This window comes from Pseudanabaena sp. BC1403 (assembly GCF_002914585.1).
GTDB lineage: Bacteria > Cyanobacteriota > Cyanobacteriia > Pseudanabaenales > Pseudanabaenaceae > Pseudanabaena.
Window position 1 is genome coordinate 1 of record NZ_PDDM01000080.1, and the last position, 699, is coordinate 699.

Consider the following 699-nt stretch of genomic DNA (forward strand, 5'->3'; position numbering starts at 1 on the left):
CAATATCCCAAAGTAACAAGTGATGTTTGGAAATTATCGATCGACGAATGCGATCGCAATCAGACGCGGACAAAATTTCTGCTTGACCATGGCGGTTATTCTTGGACATGTAACACTTCCTTCTTTAACCCCGTTCACTGGTAAAAGTTCCAATAGAACAGATATTTAATTAATCAAGAATAGCTTAAAAGCCTGTGAATAAAAGAATACAGCCAATTTAACAACTTCCCACTTCTACCTAAAAGTCGCAAGTTGACCAGTCAAAGAGAATCAGACAACATAGGGAATAACTTGACAAGCTTTGTAAGCTCGTTCGCCTTGCACTACTAAAGCGAAGACTCGATCCAAACTATGGCTGGCTCATTAGCAGATTTTAAATATTTTGATGATAACGGCAATCCTTGGTTAATTCGTATCGATAAATCGAATGCATTAACCACAGGGACAGGATTTGTAGCACTTACACAAGCTGATCTAACTTTAAAGTATCTACCAAGAAACTTAGAGCCAAGATTTGTAACCTGTCAGCACCCCACCAGACCAATCAAAAGAGATATTTATTGTGCATCGAAAGAAGCCGCTATATGGATAGGAACGCAATCGACATTAACACTAACTGATTTTCAAGATAGAAGTCAGCAATCGTTTACAGTCGGAAAGAGAACGCAAGAGAAAGAGAAGTACTCAGCAAAGTTAATA

General features: G+C 38.5%; 1 protein-coding gene. It reads left to right on the forward strand.

Going from position 1 to position 699, the window contains the following annotated elements; translation table 11 throughout:
- Positions 1-351: 351 nt before the first annotated feature.
- The coding region (locus tag CQ839_RS24665) for a hypothetical protein (RefSeq protein ID WP_146048819.1) at positions 352-699 on the forward strand (348 nt) is incomplete at its 3' end.